At 52.2% G+C, this 20,244-nt stretch carries 13 protein-coding genes; 4 read left to right on the forward strand and 9 right to left on the reverse strand.

Translation table 11 applies throughout. From position 1 onward, the window contains the following. Window positions 1-35: 35 nt before the first annotated feature. The 6 genes from BN102_RS06415 to BN102_RS06445 all read right to left on the reverse strand — a co-directional run bounded on the left by BN102_RS06415 (window position 36) and on the right by BN102_RS06445 (window position 10,907). Window positions 36-782 (reverse strand): DUF6261 family protein, encoded by a 747-nt coding sequence (locus tag BN102_RS06415; protein ID WP_019208289.1) that lies wholly within the window; start codon window positions 780-782, stop codon window positions 36-38. Between the two features lie 787 nt (window positions 783-1,569). Then, window positions 1,570-2,511, reverse strand: coding sequence for a cation diffusion facilitator family transporter (locus tag BN102_RS06425; protein ID WP_019208291.1), 942 nt, complete (start codon window positions 2,509-2,511; stop codon window positions 1,570-1,572). Window positions 2,512-2,532: 21 nt separating this feature from the next. Beyond that, window positions 2,533-2,976: a Fur family transcriptional regulator gene (locus tag BN102_RS06430; protein ID WP_021311578.1), complete on the reverse strand. Its 444-nt coding sequence runs from the start codon at window positions 2,974-2,976 to the stop codon at window positions 2,533-2,535. Window positions 2,977-3,063: 87 nt separating this feature from the next. After that, a complete protein-coding gene (locus BN102_RS06435; protein WP_019208293.1) occupies window positions 3,064-3,624 on the reverse strand; it encodes an NUDIX hydrolase in 561 nt (186 codons plus the stop codon). Between the two features lie 6 nt (window positions 3,625-3,630). Next, complete coding sequence (locus BN102_RS06440) at window positions 3,631-9,396, reverse strand: alpha-2-macroglobulin family protein (RefSeq protein WP_036787398.1); 5,766 nt, start codon at window positions 9,394-9,396, stop codon at window positions 3,631-3,633. Between the two features lie 215 nt (window positions 9,397-9,611). Beyond that, window positions 9,612-10,907: a UDP-N-acetylmuramoyl-tripeptide--D-alanyl-D-alanine ligase gene (locus BN102_RS06445; RefSeq protein ID WP_019208295.1), complete on the reverse strand. Its 1,296-nt coding sequence runs from the start codon at window positions 10,905-10,907 to the stop codon at window positions 9,612-9,614. A 132-nt stretch (window positions 10,908-11,039) separates the two neighbouring features. On the opposite strand from BN102_RS06445, the gene folP reads away from it, so the two are divergent. Both folP and cdaA read left to right on the forward strand, forming a co-directional pair. After that, entirely contained in the window at window positions 11,040-11,876 is an 837-nt protein-coding gene (gene folP / locus BN102_RS06450) for a dihydropteroate synthase (protein WP_019208296.1), read from the forward strand. Between the two features lie 10 nt (window positions 11,877-11,886). Continuing rightward, window positions 11,887-12,648, forward strand: coding sequence for a diadenylate cyclase CdaA (gene cdaA / locus BN102_RS06455; protein ID WP_019208297.1), 762 nt, complete (start codon window positions 11,887-11,889; stop codon window positions 12,646-12,648). On the opposite strand, the gene BN102_RS06460 is transcribed toward cdaA, so the two are convergent. Together BN102_RS06460 and BN102_RS06465 are read right to left on the reverse strand one after the other, a co-directional pair. Further along, window positions 12,645-13,667, reverse strand: a complete 1,023-nt coding sequence (locus tag BN102_RS06460; protein WP_019208298.1) for a GNAT family N-acetyltransferase — start codon at window positions 13,665-13,667, stop codon at window positions 12,645-12,647. The genes cdaA and BN102_RS06460 overlap by 4 nt on opposite strands. Further along, window positions 13,651-14,553, reverse strand: a complete 903-nt coding sequence (locus tag BN102_RS06465) for a DUF2156 domain-containing protein (protein WP_019208299.1) — start codon at window positions 14,551-14,553, stop codon at window positions 13,651-13,653. The genes BN102_RS06460 and BN102_RS06465 overlap by 17 nt, the downstream gene beginning before the upstream one ends. 166 nt (window positions 14,554-14,719) lie before the next feature. Between BN102_RS06465 and pta the strand changes: the two genes are divergently transcribed. Next, window positions 14,720-15,733, forward strand: a complete 1,014-nt coding sequence (gene pta / locus BN102_RS06470) for a phosphate acetyltransferase (RefSeq protein ID WP_019208300.1) — start codon at window positions 14,720-14,722, stop codon at window positions 15,731-15,733. 67 nt (window positions 15,734-15,800) lie between these two features. Beyond that, the gene (locus BN102_RS06475) at window positions 15,801-17,012 is read left to right on the forward strand and encodes an acetate kinase (protein WP_019208301.1); all 1,212 of its coding nucleotides are present in this window, start codon (window positions 15,801-15,803) and stop codon (window positions 17,010-17,012) included. 754 nt (window positions 17,013-17,766) lie between these two features. On the opposite strand, the gene BN102_RS06485 is transcribed toward BN102_RS06475, so the two are convergent. Continuing rightward, the gene (locus tag BN102_RS06485; RefSeq protein WP_156810946.1) at window positions 17,767-19,785 is read right to left on the reverse strand and encodes a fimbrillin family protein; all 2,019 of its coding nucleotides are present in this window, start codon (window positions 19,783-19,785) and stop codon (window positions 17,767-17,769) included. Window positions 19,786-20,244 lie beyond the last annotated feature (459 nt).

The following is a 20,244-nucleotide window of genomic DNA, read 5'->3' on the forward strand; positions in this document are numbered from 1 at the left end:
GCCTCGCCGGGCAGAGTGATGCCGAGGACGGTTTTTTATTTCCCCCCACCCGGCCCATCGGGCATATCGTCCTTCGAGGGCTTTTTACCTTGCGGAAGCACCTCTTGTTTGAAACGCTTGATGAGTTCATTGACGTAGGCGATGAAGTCGCGGTAATCGGCCTGCCCTTCGATTTCGGCATAGGCATTCAAGCGCCGAACCAACGCATGATAGGCCTCGTCGGTATTGGAGCGCGAGGCTTTCAATGCCCCCAGCACCAGCGCCGCCTGTTCCGCGTCGCGAGCCAAAAGCGCCAGGCGCACCTGCTCGTTGGTCAGTTTCATCCCCTGCACGAAGGGTACAAGCTGCAATTGCGCCACTTCGGCAGAGAATTTTCCTTCGAGATCTTCGATGAAATTTGTCAGCAAACCTGTTTCGCGATCCAACTGCATTTTCGGTTGGATGCCGTAGTCCGTAAGGTGTTGCCAGAGTTTCTCGGCAGCCTCTTTTTCCGCCCCGGCCGGGAAGGCGCGAAAACTCTTCACGCCGCTGCGATAGCCGCTGTAATAAGCGTCGCGCTGCCGGTCGGCCGCACTGATCGTATCGCTCAGCACATTTTTGCGCGTCAGCACCAGATCCTCGTTTTCACGCGCCACGGCCGCGATGAGCGCGTCGACCAAAGCCTTCGCCTTTTCGTACACCTTCGCCTCGTCCTTGGCTTTCTGGGCCACGTTGTTCATAAAATTGTAATGTGCGCCGTTGTTGATGCGCGTCAGTGCAATCGTTTCAATTTTCTGTGTCATAAGTTTTTTGTTTGGGTTAATCGATTCATCGGTCAGATAATAAAACCAGCTTCAAAAGCCGATTTTCTCAGTGTGGGTTCGTCGTCGGCCTACAACGTTCGCTTTCCGTCGGTTTGGACTCGTCGTCGGCCTACAACGTTCACTTTCCGTCGGTTTGGACTCGTCGTAGCCCTACAACGTTCACTTTCCGTCGGTTTGGGCTCGTCGTAGCCCTACAATGTTCACTTTCCGTCGGTTTGGGCTCGTCGTAGCCCTACAATGTTCACTTTCCGTCGGTTTGAGCCAGGAGCATTTCCCTCTCGTCGTCGACGCAAAAAACACGGGGGGGGTGTCCTACTGGCCAGGACCTGTTCGCTTTTTAATTCGATCGCTTCGCACGGGTGAGGGCGATGTAGGGATGTTTCACGGTTCTGTTCATAGATCAAAAGAATTAAATGGATAAAAATATAGCTGTTGCATGCATGCTTATTCCCGTTGCCCGCTCGGGGCGAAGGGAACGAAAGGCGAAACGCAGGGAACTCTGCCGATCCCTTTGTTTACAGAGGTTGCGCGCTGTGCCGCGCACGCAGGCGAAAAAAGCCAAGGAGACGCTACGCCGGTAGCGCATATGGGGTTCGGCCGGGGAAGTTGTGCTAAAATAGCACTTTTGGGTCATCGCATCCATGGTTTTTCTGCCTTTATGATCGGAATACGCTGACAAATATAGATAAAAAACTTAAAAAAACAACTATTCGGAAGGATTTTTCCATGAATGAAAAGCATAACTTCTAATTAGAAGTGCCAAACATCAATCAACTGCCGGTTCGGAAACCGCAATCAGGCCGGAGTCGTGACAAGGCGAGTGCATCGACTCCATCTCCAAGGTGGAATGGGCAATGCCAGCCGCTTTTAATCTTTGCTTCAGCATGATTTTCATCTGCTCCATATCGCCCGACTCATCCATGACAATATGGGCGGTCAGTGCCACCTCCGTCGTGCTGATCGCCCAGACGTGCAGGTGATGCACATCCACCACGTGAGATAAGGATCCGAGCAGGGTCTCGACCTCGTCGATCTTTATGTTTTCAGGAACGGCATCGAGCGAAAGGCGGATGCTTTCGGTCAGCAGCCGGGTGGTCGACACGAGGATGACTCCGGCAATCACCAAACTGATGATCGGGTCGATCAAATAAAAGCCGGTAAAGGCGATGACGATTCCCGAGATCACTACTCCTACGGAGACGAGCGTATCGGCCAGCATATGCAGAAAGGCCCCCCGCACATTCAAATCGGTCTTTTGGTTTTTCAGCAAGAGCAGGGTGGTCAGGCCGTTAACCACGATCCCCGCTCCGGCCGTCCAGCTGATGGCCAGACCGTCTACAGGTTCGGGATGACGAAACTTATACACGCTTTCGATGACGATGGCGCCCACGGCCACCAGCAGGATGACCGCATTCAGCAATGAAATGAGGATCGTGCTCTTCTTGTACCCGTAAGTAAACCGTTTGTTATTGCCGAGTTTCGCCAGATGAAAAGCGATCAGCGCCAGCAATAGGCTGAACACGTCGCCCAAATTGTGCCCGGCGTCCGAAAGCAGCCCCAGCGAATGCTCGTAAACCCCCACGCCCGCCTCGATAAACACGTAGACGAGGTTCAGGGCTATGCAAACGATAAAGATATGACTCAGCGATGTCAGCGCTCCGGCGGAATGGTGGTGGTGATGTTCGTGTGCATGTTCTTTCTCTTTCATAAGCGTATATGTGAATTCATTTTATTCCGTCATTTCATGCAACCGGTGCGCTGCCGAACAGTCCCGACAAATACCCTTCACCATGTAGTTGATGAAATGCATCTCGAAGTTTTTCGGCAATGTCACCGCTGGGATGGGCGTATTTTTCAGGCAGAAGGTACGATGACAGATCTCGCAATAGAAGTGGATGTGCATGTCGTCCAGCGAACATTCGTCTTCGCCGCCGCAGATCTCGTATTTCAGCACCCCACTCCCGTCCTCGATGGCGTGAATCAGGCGGTGTTTGAGGAAGAGCGTCAGCGAGCGGAAAATCGTCGACTTATCCACCGTATCCAACCTCTCCTCCAACTCCGAAATGGAGATCGCCCGTTGTGCCCGTAGCATCTCATCCAGCACCAGCAGGCGGATGGCCGTCGGATGAATGCCTTTCCTCGTCAATCGTTCCACGTTGCTCGCTATTTCCATTGCTTCGTTCTTTCCTTCGATTCGCAAAAATATGGAAAATAAATTGCAATCGGGTTGCAAAGCGGACGAAGAAAACTGTTTTCCTTGTTAAAAACACCGGACGCTCTTCTCCGCAACGTATTTCCAGAGCGGAGCCGCCATCAGGGCTTGTTTGATCTCGTTATTTCTCAACAATCGGAGCATTTCTTCCTCGCTGAACAGACAAACTTCAATATCTTCCGTCGCATCCAACCGCTGTGCGGAAACTTTTTCCACCCCTCTCGCCAAAAAGCAATGAGTGAGATTGGTTTGCGCACTCGCATTGGCAGAGACAGTCAGCCAGGTTTCCCACTCGCCCCCCGCATACCCCGTTTCTTCGCTCAACTCTCGCTGTGCAGCTTCGAGTGGTTCTTCTCCGTTCTCCACTACTCCGGCGCAAATTTCGTACAATGTTTCGCCGATGGCATAACGGTACTGGCGCACAAAAACAAATTCACCGTCCTTGGTAATGGCTATCACATTCACCCAATCTGGATATTCCAGTACATAATATTCGTTATTGACGATGCCGGTAGGAAGCCGGACGCGATCCCGTCGGGCGGTCAGCCAAGGCCGTTCAATCAGGTATTCGCTTGCTAACGTTTCCCATTTCATGTCACGATGATCCATATTGCATTATTTTACTTCGATTGTCAAAGCATCTCCATGTCCGCCGAATTCGGGAGCGTAAGCCGACTGAATCGCAGCTACGCCCGCAAGGTATTTTCCTGCCCGCGTGAGATAAACCTGATATTCCAGCGTATAGGTGCCTTTGGGCATCTTATCCGCGTAGAAGAGCGTAGAGGCGTCCTTCGTGCTTTGATATACCCCCCATCCGTTGTTCCAACGATAGCCAGACAGCACATCGAGCGGCTCCATGCAGGCGGCGCGACCATCCTTTATCTGGACGAAATCCATATCCCGATCGGCCGTAACCGTCAGGCGAACGGTCAACCTGTCACCGACGTGCAAATCCGTCGCCCCATCAACCGGTCGCCCGTCCTTTACGAGTTCCCGACGGACGGTCAACGCTTCGCCTTGGCTTCGTACCTCGCGCATATCCGCCACGTATTGCGCATAGACGGCTCCCCACGAAATTCCCTCATCGTTCTTCTCGATCACGGCCCGATCCGCATCGACGTCGTTTGTCGCCACTTCCCGCCTTACATATCCGAGGGCATCATCCGTCGGAGTTCTGACAACGGTTTCCCCGATTTTCACTTTCACATCACCGGCATAAGTCGGCCAATCGTTCTCCTCTCTGTTCAACAAGGCATAAATCGCATTGACCGAAGCGATCGGGGTCGCCCAACACTGCGTCTGTTTCTGCTTCAGAATCCAGCGTTGCATCTCCTGGATCGCCTGTCGGTCTTTCGAGATCCGATCGATGGCTTCGATGGCAGCCACTTCGGTCGGCATGCGATAGCTGCACCAGGAATAATACGCTTTGCGCGCATCGTAATAACGTCCCATCTCGTCGGTCGCCACAGCATATTCCATCAGCGATTGCAGAAACACCTCCGCCTCGGCCACACGCCCGTAATCGTAAAGCACGACGGCACCGACGGCCTTTCCGTAAACGGAAAACGACGCAGAGTGAGATGCTATCCGATCGAGGAAATATCCGGTCATCGTCTCCTCGTCCGGTTGCAACAGCGTCGAACTCCGACGACACAAAGCACGGATATAGAGATACCGAACGGTGGTCTCGGAAGGGATTCGATCCGTCTTCGGATATTCTCTTTCCTGTTTCAGCATACTTCGATATTCTTCGTGTGCTTCCTTATCCAGATACGCCAGCGCCCGATCCGTCAATCGTTTCATCGAATCGGAATAAGGCCGGCCGGTCATCGTCTGGAGGCGGGATAACATCTCCATCACCTCCGTGGTGATATACCGATTACTTTCCATCCCTTCGAACCAGCTCCAACCTCCGTCCGACTTTTGTAAGGCTTTCAGTTTCTCCTCGTCGGCAGCCAATTTATCCGCCATCTGATTGATATCGAAGAGCGCAGTCAGGCAACGACGTTGTTCGACCTCATTCTCCGCCGTCGCCACCCAAGGTGTTTCTTCCAAAAGTAGGTTTTTCAAATCTTGATTCTGTTGTAGTCGACCCATGAAGTGACCGGCGCCGCCTCCCTGCACTTTCCAGCCATCGAATACCTGTCTGATGCGTGGGTGCGTATCGACGATGTGCTTGGCCAATGTGTTCGCATAGTAGGCCGCCGCCCACGAAACAGCGCTTTCGTTCTGCGGGTTGCTCAGGGCGGGCAAGGCCAGTACGGCATACCACATAGGGTCGGCAGTCAATTCGACCGTCATCTTCTTCTGCGTCACGGATTTGCTGTGTCGATTAAACAGGTTCGTTAATGAAAAAGTCTTCGTTCCCTTGCCGTGGATATGCAATGGGATGGTCTCCGTCATCCGTTCTTTATCCATCAAAACGGGAAGAAGATGTTGTTCTCCGTCGCTGAATCCGTTTCCTTCGGCAAATATCCGGACGGCCATGATGGGATGTTTGTCCGTTACCTCGAAGAAAAAGTCCACCGGAACGGATTTCTCCGTTTTCACACCGAAAGGTTTGGAATCAGTATAAAACGTGTTATCCGTTTGTGGATCGAACAGTTCCAACCTAACTTTCCCATCGGCGGGTTTCCCGCCCGTATTCGTCACTTGAGCTGTGATATGAACCCTGTCGCCGATACGGACGAAACGAGGCATGTGCACCTGCAGCATAAAATCCTTGGCGGCCGTAACGCTCGAATACAACATGCCGTAATTCATATCCGCCGTATGAGCCAGCCCCACGAATTTCCACTCCGTCAAACTTTCCGGAAGTGTGAAAGCAATGCTCACCTCTCCATTTTCATCCGTTCGCAGTTGCGGGTAAAAAAAAGCCGTCTCATCAAAGTTCTCTCTCATCGAAACGGAGGCATCCAGCCGTACCTCCTTCGCTTCAGTCTCTTCTCCGCCGGAAGCCGCTCCCCGGCTTTCGGGCACCTCATCCGAAGCGACATCCATAGAAAGGGCTTGCAGGCTCCGTCCCGGACGAGACGTTTTCCCACTATCGTGCCTGTTCAGTTGCCCCACGGCGACCGCTTTCAATTCCATCTCTGCCCCCTGGAAAGATCCGAACGAGGCATGGAAGAATGACGAATATTCCAAGCCCGGATAAGACAATGTCCGATATGCATAGTAAGCCTCCATCGCTCCTCCGTGTTCCTGCTTCATCCTCCAACTGGTAAAAGGAACCGGACGGTTGAATCGCAGATCAAAATGCACTCGATTGGTTTTCAATCGATCCAGTGACGCATCGTACATCATGGCCAAGAGTTCGGCATGAGCAGGCTTCCCATCGGGAGCGACGACGCGCAAACGCCATTCTTCGCGCTGACCGGGCGTCAGCTTATCGCGAAAGGAGGTCCATTTCAGTTTCAGTTCCTTATCGGGCTTAGGACGGACAAGGATCGACTGATGTCGATACAAATCGCCGTTTCTGACGAAAGCCCACGAAATGAAAATACCCTCGCCGTACACTTCCTTATACGGATAAGAAAACTTCACGATTTGGTCGGAGAGCATCAACCGGCGGGACTCGACCCGCCGATTCTCAGCGAAGACATCGTAAAGGAGATATACCTCCTTCTCCGTAGTACCGACGTATAAAGTCGGATTCTTTTCCCCGAACTCGGCGCCGTCCATGTAGTACCAGTCGGTACGAGCGACCGGCAATTTCTCATCGTTCAGAGATAGCAAGAGGAAATCTCTCGTGGCCGTACACTCCCTGCCTTTATCGTCCTTGGCCGTTATCCGCAACCTATACCATCCACACGACATCTCGTCCGTCCGGTTTTCCAAGCCGATCGGTTCGTTCGCCGGCCATTCGCCGTCCCATATCGTCCACACTTCTTTAAATTGTTCCGGCTCTTCAGCCGACGGATCAATCGGCTTCCGCGCCCGCTGCACTTTCTCTTCTTCCGACAGCTCCTCTATTCGTATCAGTTCGTAGCGGACATTTGTCGCCACGGGTTCGTTCAGCAAATTCCTTGCGGTAAAAACGATGCGCTCTGGCAGCTTCTCCTTATACACTTCGTCGGTATCCAATCCTTCGATACGCAAGCGCATCGAGGAGCTCCATAGCGGAATGCGTATCGAGCCTCGACGGGTTTCTCCCGTCACGGAGGTAATCTCAGCAGTTACCTCGTAATTGTAATAAAACCTGTCGACATCCTCGTCCTCTACCGACAATTCGACCGGTACGAAGAACTTTCCTTCCCCGTCTGTTTCCGTATCTCCTTCCCAGCGAGCAGTGACTTCCGAATGCCTCCTCGCCCAGAAAGCAGCGGTACGCCGCTCAACGGTGTAACGAACTTCCGCCCGTTGCAAGGGAAAGCCTACGAAGGTTCTCGCTACGCCTTCCACCCGAATGGAATCGTTGACTCCGTAGGACGATTTTACTTTTTCGAAAGCGACCTCGAAAGTAGGCCGCTTGTATGCTTCTACTTGAAAATCGGTCGAAGCTCTTGTCTTTTCCAATTCCGCTTCAATTGTAAATCGTCCGGTAAACCCGCCGACCGGCAAGATAAACTGTTCGCCAAAGCTCCCGAACACGTTGGTCGTCGCCTTTGCTTTCCGTACTTCTTTCCCGTTCGCATCCCTCAACGTCAACGTCACGGATGCGTTTTCCACCGCCTTCGTCTCATCCTTCAGCTGCGTATAACAGATACCAGAAACGAAAACGGTTTGTCCGGGACGATAGAGAGCTCGGTCCGTGAAGAGTTGTGCGAGGCAAGCACGCTCTTCGTCTGCCGGTCTCTCATACCGGGCGCTCCACAGCGAAGCGATCTCCATCCATTCGTCGCCGACTCTACGCGCATGGAACCAGCTTTGACCGTCGAGGTCGGACAAGCGGACGGTTCCTTGCTCATCTGTCGGATAGTCTTTCAGACGAACAAATCCTTTCGCATAATCGTTTTCGTAGATAGAGACGAGGGCATCCTTCACGGGATGTCCCGACTTTGCGTCCAACACCACCAATTCCTGCTCCCCGTTGGGCAACGGGCGGGAGATGATCCGCATGCCGGTAATGTAAAGAAAAGTGCCGTCCAATTCCGCCCGTCGCTTTCCGTCGGGAAGGGCTTTTAAATAATAAATACCGCATTCGGGCATCCGAAAGTGGACATCCGCATTGTGGAATCGATAATCGTTGGTGGCTTTCAAAGCGACAGGCGTTTCTTTGACCAAGTGCGCATGTTTCGACAAGACCTCTTTCTGCCCTTTTCTCCAAACGGGAGAATCAGGAGACAAGTTTATTCGATAAGTCTGAATGGTAACTCCTGTCAGATTCTTGTAGCGGATGTTTAATTTCCGCATCTCTCCGGGACAAGCCGAAGAAATCCGGATCGAGAGAGCCGGATTCAGAATCTCTTTCTCGATATTCTTCAGTTCGTTGACATTGGTATAATCAGGGTATTTCCTTATGCCTTCCCGAACCATCGCCAAACATTCCGCAGGGTTGTCTTCCCGGAACCGCCCGTCCCTACCATAGGCGATATACACCTCCGGAACGGTTTTTATCGCCAGGTACTGACGTATCCAGGTCTTATATTGCGCATCGCGTTCCTCGTCCGTCATGAACGAGCGATAGGTTTCCTGCAAATACGCCATGGCGTCCAAGGCGGTCAATATCCAAGCAGCCCGCTCCTCCTCGTTATCGTACATCTTCAGTAACGATTGATAGATGTGCAGAATACCGGCTTTCACGTCGCAGGGACTGGCAAGCGGAAAGGGTGCATTCATAAAATCCCGCAGGTTGTGTATATTGGTGGGTAATCTCTCCGTTTGATTTCCATCTTGCGAGGCCGTCCAAGCCCTGTTTTTCAATTGGTCCAAAAGATAGCGTGCCAGCAGGTCGTACAGGTTGTTACGGAAGTATGCCTCGCTAGTCTTACCGGATTTCGTCAACGGGGCATAACTCGCTGCCGAAACAGCTTTCAACGCGTCCGCATGCTTAAGGGCCAACATCGCCTTCTCGAACCCCGATCGTACGTCTTCGGCGATAATGATGCTGCTCCACAGCGCATAAAGCACGGATTGATCGACAATGTTCTCCGTATGTTCCGCCCATTCCAACAACTTCTTTTTATCGATAGTCAAGCTGTCGTCCGAAAAGGTGGCCCTCAATTCCATGGACATCCAAAACGCTTTTATCATCTGCGGAACATTCCGTTCTCTTTCGGCCTTTTCATAAACTTTTCGCGCTTCCATCCATGCCGACTTGGGCAGATCTTTTTTCTGCCACATTTCCACGTTTTTCCACATGGCATCGTAAGTCTGCGCTTCTAAGGGCGAAGTTAAAATACTTATGCATAAGAATAAGAATAAGCATGCTTGCCTTGTCATGATCGATCTATTTTTTCTAAAGAAACAAAACATTTGGAAGAAACTGCATTCCCGTCCGTTAAAATAACAAAAATGCCCCAATGCGCCCTTTCGCGACGGGAACTTCACTTTCCTCCTTCCGACAGGTAGAATCGGTATCGGGGGACGAGGTTTATTATTCCCGCTGCGCCGATAACATTCCCCCTCCCCTGCATCCGAAGAAGTAAAAATCAGACTTAAAGCAGTTCTTTCAACTGCACCAGTCGCATGCTATGGGATCCCTTTATCAGGATATATTTGCCCTGCGGGCAACTCTTCCGGATAACTTCCTTCAACGCTTCCACATTGGCGTAATGTTCGAAGTCGCCCTTCACCTTACCAAACTCCTCTCCGACCAGAATCACTTTCTCAAAGCCGCAGGTCTTCAAGTAATCGACCATCCTTCGGTGTTCCGTGCCACTGCTTGCTCCCAACTCTTTCATATCCCCTACTATGGCCATCTTGCACGGAACATTCATATTGCAAAAGTTCTCCAAAGCCGACAGCATGCTGGTGGGATTCGCATTATAAGCATCCAGAATCAGGTGATTGCGGCGAGTTTCCATCAGCTGAGAGCGGTTATTATCCGGAACATATGCTTCCAAAGCCTCGCACAGCTGCGATTCCGGTACGCCGAAGAAACGTCCGACGGCAAGGGCAGCCAACGCATTCTTCAAATTATACCCCCCTACTAACTGCGTTCGCACTGCATATACCCGTTTATCATGCGTCCATTCGAAAGCAAGGAAAGGATCGCACGCTCCCAACTTCCCACCGATATATGGCTCGTCGATATCATCCGTCCCGTAGGTAATTCGAGTGAGGCCGTGCGAAATAACAGTCAAGGCCTCGTTGTCCTTATCGATAAAAACGGTGTGCGCACCGGCATGACGCAGGTAATCGTAGAGCTCGCCCTTGGCGCGAAGCACCCCCTCGAACGAACCGAAACCTTCCAGATGAGCCAGCCCCACATTGGTGATGAGTCCGTAATCGGGCTCAGCAATCTTCGCCAATTCCGCAATGTCTCCGGGATGGTTGGCTCCCATCTCGATGACAGCCAGTTCCCGCTCTGCAGTCAGGCGGAGCAGCGTAAGCGGCACACCGATCTGATTATTCTGGTTCCCCTCCGTGGCCAATACGCGATATTGTTTTCCGAGTACGGCAGCAATCAACTCCTTGGTCGTCGTCTTTCCGTTCGTACCCGTAACGGCAATAATCCGAGTCTTCACCTTCTTACGATGATAATTGGCCAATTCCTGCAACGCTTTCAAGCCGTCCTCTACTAAAAGGATGCGAGGATTCCTTCCCGCCGCCGAAGCGTCGTCGACCACCGCATACCGACAACCCTTCTCCAAGGCCGACGCAGCGAATTCGTTCCCATCGAAACGACGCCCCTTCAACGCAATGAACATAGCGCCTTGCGGGCAATCGCGCGTATCGGTCGTCACTCGTCCGCACTCCGTAAAGTATCTGTATAACGTAGAAATGTCCATTTCAGCAAACTGTTATTTCACTTCTTTCCGAGTAAATTGCACGACAAATATACGGCAAACAGCTAAAATTGCACGCCGAAATAAAAGAAAATCAATTATTATCGTAATTTTGCATTACTATATCAGAGAAAAATGAAGAAGTTTATCAATGTCAACGGCAGGCTAATGGATGTAAGCACCCCGCAAGTGATGGGCATATTGAACGTAACGCCAGACTCTTTTTATGCCGGAAGCCGACAGGAGACGGAAGCGGGAATCGCCCGCCGCGTGCGTCAAATCATTGCTGAAGGCGGGACGATCATCGATATTGGAGCGTATTCTTCCCGTCCCTTCGCTACCGACGTCAGTCAGGAAGAAGAGATGAATCGATTACGCAAAGGGTTGGCTATCGTTCGGAGAGAACAACCGGAAGCCATCGTCTCGGTCGATACATTTCGCGCCGACGTCGCCCAAATGTGCGTAGAAGAATACGGTGCAGCCATTGTCAACGATATCTCGGCCGGTGAGTTAGACAAAGACATGTTCGCCACGGTAGCGCGATTGGGCGTACCTTATATCATTATGCACATGAAAGGCACCCCGCAGACGATGCAAGCCGATCCGCATTACGATAACCTGCTGCAGGAAATCGGCTATTATTTCTCGAAGAAGACCGCTAAACTGCACGATTTAGGAGTCAAAGACATCATCCTCGATCCGGGCTTCGGGTTCGGCAAATCCGTGGACGATAACTACCGGATCCTCCGACATCTGGAAGCATTCAGCATCTTTGAACTGCCTCTCCTGGTCGGCGTTTCCCGGAAATCCATGATCTATAAATTGCTGGGAACCTCGCCGGAAGAAGCATTAAACGGCACTACCGTCATCCATGCCATCTCGCTCATGAAAGGAGCAAATATCCTACGCGTGCACGACGTAAAGGAGGCGACGGAAGCGGTCAAGCTTGTGAAGAAGATGATTGACGCATAAATAACGAACTATGTTTGCATTCAGCATTAAAGACCTGATCGATATTCTGCTGGTAGCCTATCTGCTATATCAGACCTACCGGCTCATGAAAGATTCCGGCTCCATCAATATCTTCACCGGCATATTGATCTTGTTAGGCATTTGGGTGATCGTCTCCCAAGTCGTAGAAATGCGTTTGGTAGGAGCTATTCTCGACAAGCTGATCAGCGTGGGCGCATTAGCCCTGATCGTGCTGTTTCAGGATGACATCCGAAAGTTTTTAGTGCAGTTAGGCTCCCATAAAAAATTGGGAAGCTTTTTCCGATACCTCTCCGGGAATCGGCATGAGAAAACCGACCGTTCTGCAATCATGCCCATCGTCATGGCCTGTCTGAGCATGAGCAAGGGGAAAGTAGGAGCGCTGATCGTCATCGAAAAGTCAATGCCCCTCAACGATATCATCCGAACGGGGGATATAATCGACGCCAATGTCAATCAACGCCTGATCGAAAATATATTCTTCAAAAACAGTCCGCTTCACGACGGAGCCATGGTTATCCGCAATAAACGGATCGAAGCCGCCGGATGCATTCTCCCCGTTTCGCACGATATGGATATTCCCAAGGAGTTAGGGCTACGCCATCGGGCGGCGATGGGCATCTCGCAGGAGACCGACGCAATGGCCGTAATCGTTTCCGAAGAAACAGGAGGGATCTCCGTCGCCTATAAGGGGCAATTCCATTTGCAGTTGAATGCGGAGGAACTGGAAAGGATGTTGACGAAAGCGGATTAATCCATCATCAAACTCATATAGGGAAGATACGCTCTGAACAGGTAGGCGGTCGCTTTCTCTATCGTAAACGGAAAAGCCTCCCGCCCTATATTCCGGTCATGGGAAAGTTTTCCGTCGTGTATTTCATAAAGTCCGTTGTTTTCGGGCAAGTCCTGATCGTCGTCGATAAAAAAGGTCAGATGCTCCTCAGGATGGTTCTCCGCATAGGCGGAATACGCCTTTTCCACATCCAACAACCGGGCCATTCCGTGGCGATAAGAAGCGCCCGGTTTGATCCATAGGGCGGAGAACGTTTCGAAATGAAGGGCGATGCCACTCAACAAAACAGTTTTTGTCCTTTCATCGTCGAAAAGCAATTCCTTCAACACCAAGTCGTCTCCCTTATGCACGGCTATAGCCGCTCCGACGATCCGTTCATCACGCTTCGCCACGAGTAATACTCCCTTATCCAAAAACAAATCTGCCGTAATGTCTAAAAAATCTTCATACGAATGCTGAACCCAACAGTTCCGACTTCTCCAACCTCTATTCAAATAAGCATATACTTCTCGGTTGCCTCTCGCACATTCCATCCGATAATCGTTCTTTCTATCCGAACACGCATCATCGTTCAGGAAGACATTCAGATCCAATTTTTCCGCATCGAAACGGAAAACGGAAGCATAGCCCGAAGCCCGATAATAGCGAAAGAGCCATTCTTCCGCCGGTATGAGCACGCTGAACCATGCCTCATTCTCCCGCATTTTCCGATGAGCTTCCTTCAGCAGTTTTCTCATCAACCCCTGCTTGCGATAGGCAGGATGGGTACACGCTCCCGAGACATACGAAACCGGGACGACGGCATGGCAGAACGTCATTTCGTACGGAATCGTCTGTAACGCGGCAACAAGGCGTCCATCCTTACGGATAGCAATGTTGGCATCGTCTGAATAACGACGATCGAAGTACAGGTCGACAAACGCTTCGGGATCCTCGAAACATGCTTCCCAAAGCGCCCTGACTTCATCTTTTATGGTCATTGTACTCTGCTATGTATTTCTCCAACAAAATAACGGGTTTATAAGACAGCTTCGCCTTCCGCAGTCCATCTATGCCCAAATCTTCTTCTCGGTTCACATAAACATACTGTTCGGGAATGTGATTAGCGTATTCATAGTTAATCATTGCATAGGCTCCTTCGATGTTCGTATCAGCTTTTTCCACGCAGGTATCCCATGTTTCGTAGTTAATGGCACCTCCATAGGTAAAAGCACAAATCCGACCATTCACATGCAATACTCCTCCGCTAATGCCCAACGCGTCGATATGTTTCAAGGCATACGTCATCGAGCGGCGTTCCGCCCGCAAGGCCATCCGGTTTTCTTCCGGACTGTCTTTGTACCATTCTTCTTCCAACTTCAGACATTCGGATACCAGCGCAGGAGTCAGCTCTTTGTATTCGTAATCCGGATAGGTGCGTTTGAACTTGTTCACATGGTTTCGCTTCGCTTGCAGCTTCTTCCCCTTCAAGGAGGCCAATTCTTCGCGGAGATAGATGTAATCGAAGTAATCGCGATCTTCCGTAAAAGTAAACTTCCCGGGCATGGCAGCCTCCAAATCCGCGCGCATATTCGTGCAGACGCCTAACAAACGGAAAGGAGAACCGAGGTCTTCGGCATCTTCAACCATTGCCTTTAGCACGGGACGTATGTCGCCCGTACCGACGGGCAACATATAGGCAAGCACTTCTCCCGAATAGAAGCGAAGTAACAGATAGTCGTTCATTACGGCAAATTCGGTCTGATACAGAAAGGTCCAACTACAGAGATTGGCAAATTGCAGATCGCAATTTCTCCGCGGGCTATGGAGGGTGAAATGCTGAATCGTTTCCTTATCAGCTAAAGTGATCTCTTTAAAACTTAGCATACAGATGACTTGAATACGGGCGTAAAGTTAGCGAAAGATTTCTCATAACCGTACGAACTCACATAAATAAAAGAAAAATAATCCTTGTTTTGCAAGGTGTATATGACAAATTTGCGTACTTTTGTACGTGTATAAAAGTATAACCGTTATATAAAAATATCCTGTCATGGACTTATTTACTCAACTTATCGAATGCGCGAGGGCCGACAAACAACGTATCGTTCTCCCGGAAGGGACGGAAGAACGGACCTTGAAAGCCGCTGATCGCGCTTTGGCCGATGGTCTCGCCGATCTGTTCCTGCTCGGCAACGAAACGGCGATCAGAGGTTTGGCGGAACAATGGGAGCTGAAACATATCGACAAAGCGACGATCATCGATCCCGAAACGAACCCGAAGAAAGAGGAATACGCGCAACTGCTGACCGAACTTCGCAAAAGCAAGGGAATGACTCTCGAAGAGGCTCGTCAGAAGATGCTCGACCCGCTCTACCTGGGTTGTATGATTATTAAGACCGGCGCTGCCGACGGACAGCTGGCCGGTGCTCGCAACACGACGAGTAATGTGCTCCGTCCCGCACTGCAAATCATCAAGACCGTCCCCGGCATTACCTGCGTATCGGGAGGTATGATCCTCGTGACCGAAGCCAAGGAATACGGCGAAAACGGCCTGGTCGTCATCGGGGACGTAGCCGTGACCCCGGTTCCAGATGTCGACCAATTGGCACAAATAGCCGTTTGTACGGCAAAAACGGCAAAATCCATCGCAGGCATCGAGCCGCGTGTCGCCCTCCTGAGCTTCTCCACGAAAGGCTCTGCGAAGCACGAGGTCGTCGACAAAGTAGTGGAAGCCTTGAGCATTGCCAAACAGATGGATCCGGACTTGTCGATCGACGGAGAATTGCAGGCCGATGCGGCGCTGGTCCCGAAAGTGGGTGCGACAAAAGCACCGGGCTCGCCCGTGGCCGGTAAAGCCAATGTCTTGATCGTTCCCAATCTGGAAGTCGGTAACATCGCTTACAAATTAGTCGAACGTTTAGGGCATGCAATAGCCGTAGGTCCGATCCTTCAAGGCATCGCCCGTCCGGTCAACGACCTCTCGCGCGGCTGCTGTGTCGACGATATCTACAAGATGATCGCCATTACCGCCAATCAGGCAATCGCTGCAAAAGAAAACAAATAATCGATACTCATGGTGATGGAAGAAATCGGCAGACCGACTCCTTTCATCTTTTTATAGAAAGAAACTTATGAAAATTTTAGTTCTGAACTGTGGAAGTTCCTCGATCAAATACAAACTGTTCGATATGACGTCCGGTGAAGTGATAGCGAGCGGAGGCGTAGAGAAGCTGGGACTTCCGGGATCTTTTCTGCAAGTCAAATTACCCGGCGGCGAGAAGAAGACGCTGAAAAGAGAAATGGCCGAACATACGGCAGGAGTGGAATTCATTTTAAAGACCTTGGTCGACCCGCAATACGGAGCTATCGCCTCGTTGACCGAAATCGACGCGGTCGGGCACCGTATCGTTCATGGAGGCGAACATTTCAACCGATCGGTGTTATTGGACGAACAGGCATTGAAAGTCATCGAATCATGCAACGACCTTGCCCCGCTTCACAACCCGGCCAACCTGAAAGGTGTCGCCGCCATTGCCGAGACCATGCCGAACGTGCCGCAAGTCGGCGTGTTCGATACGGCATTTCACCAAACCATGCCCGACTATGCCTACCTCTACGCCATCCCCTACGAACTGTATGAGAGATACGGCATCCGCCGTTACGGTTTCCACGGAACATCCCATCGGTATATCGCACAGCGTGTCTGCGAATTCCTGGATATCCGGGCGAAAGGCACCCGTCTGATCACCTGCCACATCGGCAACGGGGTCTCCATCGCAGCCGTCAAAGACGGCCAATGCATCGATACCACGATGGGACTGACTCCGTTGGAAGGCTGCGTCATGGGAACTCGTAGCGGTGATATCGACGCGGGAGCGGTAACCTATATCATGGAGAAAGAAGGCTTGGACGCCAAAGGCGTTTCGAACCTGCTGAACAAGCAATCGGGCATGTTGGGCATCACGGGCATCTCTTCGGACATGCGCGAAATCGAAACGGCCATCGCCCAAGGAAACCAACGGGCGATACTCGCCGAGAAAATTTACTTCTATCGAATACGCAAGTACATCGGCGCCTATGCTGCTGCATTGGGAGGAGTCGACGTGATCGCATTCGCGGGCGGAGTGGGCGAAAACCAATGGAACTCCCGCGAATACAGTTGCGAGGGGATGGAATACTTGGGCGTTAAACTCGACAAGGCGCTCAACCGAAGCATCCAACGGAGCACACTGCGAGAATGCCTCGTCTCCGCCACCGACTCCAAGGTAAAGGTGGTCGTCATCCCTACGGACGAAGAATTGATGATCGCTACCGATACGATGCACATTCTCGGGCACAAGTAAATGCAAAAATAAGACGACATACTCAAAGGGTGCGTCAAAATAAAAATTTGCAGGAGCGGATCAGTTCAGGAGAGGCCGTGTCAGAATTAAGTTTATGGTACAGCCTCTTTTACGTTGCCAGATTTTCGCTGACAACGCGCTTATCCGCTACGCAGATATGCCTTTTACAGGACAGGGATCCCGCCGGATACGTTGGGTAACCTGTCCGTCTACGTTCCGAATCCCGCCGGACACGTTAGACAACCTCAAATTTGACGTCACGAACCCCACCGGATACGTTGGGTAATCTGTCCATCTACGTCCCGAATCCCGCCAGACACGTTAGACAACCTCAAATTCGACGTCCCGGACCGCGCTGGATACGTTGTACAACCTATCCGACGGGATAAACAACCGCGCCGACGGAGTTCGGGACGTAGACGGACACGTTCGCAGAACCGAAATGCCCCTCCCGAGGAAGATCGAAAAATAAAGCGGCAAAGCATCGTTCGGTGATTAGCAGTGGGCATACATTCGTCAGGCTCACGCGCCGACTGTTTTTCTTTTCACGATTCATTAACTAATGTCCAGGCGCGCTGACCTTCATACCCACGCTAACCACCGAACGATACTCATCGAACACCGACGGCGGATCGCACCGATCCCGAGTTACCGGGAGGTCGAAAGCCGTTCATCTCATCCTCTCGCCGAGATGCTATCTCACGAGTAGTGGCATGCCTATGTCGTCTTCGGTACTTCCATGGCTCGCTCCCTCTTATTCTTGAGCCGCCCGCACCACGAAGCAGTAGCTCCGATAGTAGTAGTTTATCGGGTACACGCCGCCCGAGCCGAAGCTCAGATACCACCCAATGCTCGGGCTGTACGGCCTCGCTGTCCAGTAGTAGGCGCCGCTCCCCACGTAGTAGGGCACTGCGGTAGTGTAGAACCGCGAGCCCGACGCAGGGAAAAAGACGGAGGTAGTCTTGCTTGGGTCGCAATAGAAGTTCCAACCTTTGGCCCAAGCTCCTTGTACATTGAACTGGCTAACATTAGTTGTGTTGTTTCCCGTTGTGGTAAAGCCGGTATAGGCGTTGCTTGGCGGGAGCTTGTATCCTGCGGGGCAAGGGTCGTAGATAGTCTTTACTACGAGATTGTCGTTGAATGAGATAGTGTTGTTGTTTGCACTCCACAAGTTATAATATTGGTTGTCCATGTAAGAGTTGGTAGAGAACGTGCCGGGGTTCGTGATACCGGTAGTGATGCAGGCATTATTGTGTGGGAAGTTGCTTGTTGTAGGAATCTGGTTGGTTTTGACGTTCCCGCCGGCATCATACCATGTCTTGTTAATGCCTTCGCTGCTTCCGCCCGGCCCTTCCAATGCCCCCACGAACGGGTCTTTCCGTCCCCACTGGTAATAAGTGCTATTCCCAATCTCTGTAATGGTATGCGCTTTCTGCTTTACAGTAAACGTCTTTGTGGCAGCCGATGTGTACCCCGCTGTAGGTCTCTGCTTGAAGCGTACCTGCACGGTGCGCTCGGCATATATCACCTCTTTTTCGTCGCACCAGCCGAGGTTGACAGTCATAATCTTGTACTTCCGGTTCTGGTAGTTGGTGATTTCCTTGTCGGGTGTGGTTGTTCCTATGGTTCCCGGCCTGTAGTCCGTCACCCAGATATGCCAGCTCCACAGCACGGTGTTCGAGGCGTCGCGCACCGCCACCACGGCGTTACCTTGGCGGATGGTGGCCTGCCCCACGGTAAACTGGAGGAAATGGCGGTCGGAAGATAGTGCTACGTTCGTCACCAAGTTCTGCGCGTCCTGCCAGATGAGCGTGCAGTTGGCGGGCACGCAGCCGGCGTTGTTGTAGATATAAGGATTGCTAATGGGTGCTCCGCGGTGGTTGATGAGAGGTGTCAGCACATTGCCCCCGCCTGCGGTGGAGGTGTAGGCGGAGGTATTGTTTCCCGTTGCCGGCACCTTGACGTAATCCACCGCATTGCCATATACTAACGGCAACCTGTACCTCCCCGCCGCGTTCACGATGTAGCAGTTGGCCGTACGCATGGGTGCGGTGTTTCCCTGATAGTTGTGCGTGGAGAGGTCGTAATTGGTCACCGGTGTTGCGTTCTTCAATGCCTCGGTGTGTGGATTGGCCGGTGCGCTGTTCACCTGCGCCGCCACGGTGGCGGTATAGTATGCAGCCGAAGTACCTCCCGCTCCGCTTTCGGTGAAGGTCGTGAGCCATGTGGGCTTGGTGTTGCTCCAGTTTGATCCTCCATCGGTGGAGTATTCCACTTCCCAGGCTATGGGCACGTTGGCCGTTGCTCCTCCTCCGGATACGGAGGCGTAGCTCTTCACGGTGTAGGTATTGTTTCCTCCTTGACAGGTGTACTCCGCAGGTGGCGTTACCTCCAGCGTGGAGGTCACCGATATGCTGCTGGTGCTGATGCGGTAGACCACGGTCTTGCCCATGGGCCACGTCTTTCCGGCGATGTTCGCCGTGAGCGTGCGCTGCGTGTTGGTCAGCTTGTCGGTGTATTTCACCTCTATCTGCGCCCCCGCGGGCAGCGTCTGCGGCAGCATCATGAAGGTGGCGGCAGGCTGCGTTATGGGCGAGCCCGGCACATTTGGGTCAGGCGTCACCGTCGTGAATGTCTGCTCGAAGTTACGCACGTTGGAGTATGCGCTCCAGACCGTCTCACCTATTCGATGCGTCGCCGTGCCATACACCCCCTTGAGCGTTATCTTGGTCACCGTTCCCGGCAGTAAGTCCGTCCCTGTCTCAAAGCGCACAGCGGTCAGCGCATGCTTGAACGTCAGCGGCGCCGGCGCGTGCTGTATGCCCGCCACGTCCACCGACGAGGCGGTGAGCAGGTCGGTCTGGTCGGCCACGGCCGCCGGTACGGTATAGCTGAACACAGGCGCTCCCGGCGTGGTGGCGCTTGTGGTGAGCGTCACGCCCGCACAGTGGTGCGGGGCATAGGCGAAGAATGCCACCCGCTTGTTCGTGCCCGGCCAGTAGTAGGTCGTCGCCCAATTCTCCGTCTTCTTCACCTGTGTGTCGAAGAAGTAAGAGGGCGCAACGGTGTTGTTCCACGTGTCGGTGGATGGGTACACGGCGGCGAACACTGTGGCGTCGGCGTACATGGTGGCGGTAGTCACCGGCGCCGCCTTGGTGGTGGGTCCATTTTCGTAGTGGGCAGGCGTACCCTGCCCGATGCCGTCGGTTATCAGTGCATGCAGGTACAGCTG

Source organism: Phocaeicola abscessus CCUG 55929 (assembly GCF_000312445.1).
In the GTDB taxonomy this organism is placed as follows: Bacteria; Bacteroidota; Bacteroidia; order Bacteroidales; family Bacteroidaceae; genus Phocaeicola; species Phocaeicola abscessus.